Source organism: Rhodococcus chondri (genome assembly GCF_036327435.1).
GTDB lineage: Bacteria > Actinomycetota > Actinomycetes > Mycobacteriales > Mycobacteriaceae > Rhodococcus > Rhodococcus chondri.
Genome location: NZ_JAUZMZ010000326.1, coordinates 1 through 2,381, shown reverse-complemented (window position 1 = coordinate 2,381; position 2,381 = coordinate 1). Strand labels below are relative to the sequence as shown.

Genomic DNA, 2,381 nt, shown 5'->3' with positions numbered 1-2,381 from the left:
CCGCCCGCACACACCGGGGCACCTACCGCGCACCGACGGTCGACGCGTTCGTGACCACCGAAGTCGAGAGCACACCGCTTCTCGAACGGATCTCCGACGACGCGTACCGGCGGATCCGCGACGATGCCCGTGAAGTGCTGGCACCGTTCACGACGTCCGAAGGCCGCATCGAGGCGCCCTTCGAATGCAAGGTCGTGGCGGCCCGCCGCAGCATTGCCGGGGCTGTCCGCCGTTGATCTCCCCTTTCAACGTATAACCCGGGTGGGGTCTTGCCGCAAGGCCCCGGTGGTGCCGCAGAATCGACATCCTGGCCCGGGACCCGCGCACCTCGGTGATTCGCTGCGGTGACGTAGGGGTCGCGGGACGTTCATCGAAGAATCGGGGATTTCGTGATCGACACGATCATTGTCGGCGGCGGCCCGACCGGCATGATGCTCGCCGCCGAACTTCGGCTGGACGGCGTGGATGTGCTTGTGGTGGAGAAGGAGACGGAACCGACCAGGATCGTTCGCTCGCTGGGCCTGCATGCACGCAGCATCGAGGTGATGGATCAGCGCGGCCTGCTCGAGCGGTTCCTGGCGCACGGACAGCAGTACCCTGTCGGCGGGTTCTTCGCCGGCATCCCCAAACCTGCGCCGAAACAACTCGATACCGCACACCCGTACACCCTCGGCATCCCACAGACCGTCACCGATCGGCTGCTGACCGAACGCGCCACCGAACTCGGCGCTTCGATCCGAGGCGGGTGCGAACTCGTCGGCCTGGACCAGGACGACGAGGCGGTGACGGCGGTCCTGGCAGACGGTACCCGGCTGCGTTCGCGGTACCTGGTCGGCTGCGACGGTGGACGCAGCACGGTGCGCAAGCTGCTCGGTGTCGGCTTCCCCGGTGAATCTGCGACGGTCGAGACGCTGCTCGGCGAGATGGAGGTGACCGCGTCACCGGAGCAGATCGCCGCCGTGGTCGCCGAGGTCCGCAAGACGCAGCTGAGGTTCGGCGTCGGGCCCATCGGGGACGGGGTGTACCGCGTCGTCGTCCCCGCAGTGGGTGTGTCCTCGGATCGCACCCCGCCGAGCTTCGAGGAGGTACGCCGGCAGCTGCGCGTGACCGCCGGTACCGACTTCGGCGTGCACTCGCCGCGCTGGCTCTCCCGCTTCGGCGATGCCACCCGGCTCGCCGATCGATACCGGGTCGGCCGGGTGCTGCTGGCCGGAGACGCGGCGCACGTCCACCCCCCAGTGGGCGGTCAGGGACTCAACCTCGGAATCCAGGACGCCTTCAACCTCGGCTGGAAACTTGCCGCGGCAGTGAAGAATTGGGCACCGGAAGGGCTACTGGAGACTTACCACGCCGAACGGCACCCGGTCGCCGCCGACGTGCTCGACAACACCCGGGCACAGATGGAACTGATGTCCCTCGAGCCGGGGCCGCAGGCCGTGCGCCGTCTGCTGACGAACTTGATGGATTTCGACGACGTGAGCCGGTATCTGACCGAGAAGATCATCGCAGTCGGGATCCGCTACGACTTCGGTGGGGGACACGACCTGCTCGGACGGCGATTGCGGGACGTGCAGCTCGGGCGAGGTCGGCTCTACGAACTGATGCACGCCGGTCGCGGCCTGCTGCTCGATCAGACCGGGACACTCTCGATCGCGGGCTGGGAGGACCGCGTCGACCACGTCGTCGATGTCAGCGAGGAGCTCGAGGTACCGGCCGTGCTGCTGCGACCGGACGGTCATGTGGCCTGGGTGGGAGACGACCAGCAAGAACTACTGCGTCATCTCCCGAGGTGGTTCGGTGCCGCCGTCAGCTGAGCGCGGTATCCGGCCCGCGGTAACCCTCTCCGAGCGACCCCGCGTGCTGACTCGCACTGTCGTGCTCGACCTGTGCGGCGGTGATCTCGGGCAGCGCTTCCTCGACGAGCTCGATGAGCGCAAGCAGGGGAGTGGTGATGCGTCGTCCCACCTCGGTGAGGGTGTACTCCACATGCGGTGGGATTGTCGCAAGCACCTCGCGGTGGACGAGTCCGTCGCATTCGAGGGCGTGCAAGCTCTGCGAGAGCATGCGTTCGCTGACGCCATCGACGTGGCGGCGAAGCTCGGAGAAGCGGTGGGTGCCGTCGGCGAGGGCGGCGAGGACCAGGGCACCCCAACGCCCGGTGATGTTCTGAAGCACCGTGGCGTCGCCGCAGACGCCATTGTTGCGATCGTGCGCGACGGCGCCGAAGCCTCCGATCTCGCCGCCGCCGGAGTGCAGGTCCGCGTCGCCGACTACACCGACCAGGCGGCGCTGCGCGTCGCGTTCGCCGACGTCGACAAGCTGCTGCTCATCTCCGGCAGCGAGGTCGGCCGCCGCCTCGCTCAGCACACCAACATCATCGA

General features: G+C 67.9%; 2 protein-coding genes and 2 pseudogenes. 3 read left to right on the top strand and 1 reads right to left on the bottom strand.

Features of this window, described 5'->3' with window-relative positions; genetic code table 11:
• Window positions 1-236, top strand: a pseudogene (locus tag Q8814_RS25760) (hypothetical protein); the annotation flags it as partial.
• Window positions 237-389: 153 nt separating this feature from the next.
• Window positions 390-1,814, top strand: a complete 1,425-nt coding sequence (rox, locus tag Q8814_RS25755) for a rifampin monooxygenase (protein ID WP_330154775.1) — start codon at window positions 390-392, stop codon at window positions 1,812-1,814.
• On the opposite strand, the gene Q8814_RS25750 is transcribed toward rox, so the two are convergent.
• Window positions 1,807-2,235 (bottom strand): winged helix-turn-helix transcriptional regulator, encoded by a 429-nt coding sequence (locus tag Q8814_RS25750; RefSeq protein ID WP_408015987.1) that lies wholly within the window; start codon window positions 2,233-2,235, stop codon window positions 1,807-1,809. The genes rox and Q8814_RS25750 overlap by 8 nt on opposite strands.
• Here Q8814_RS25750 and Q8814_RS25745 point away from each other — a divergent pair.
• Window positions 2,167-2,381, top strand: a pseudogene (locus Q8814_RS25745) (KR domain-containing protein); the annotation flags it as partial. The gene Q8814_RS25750 and the pseudogene Q8814_RS25745 overlap by 69 nt on opposite strands.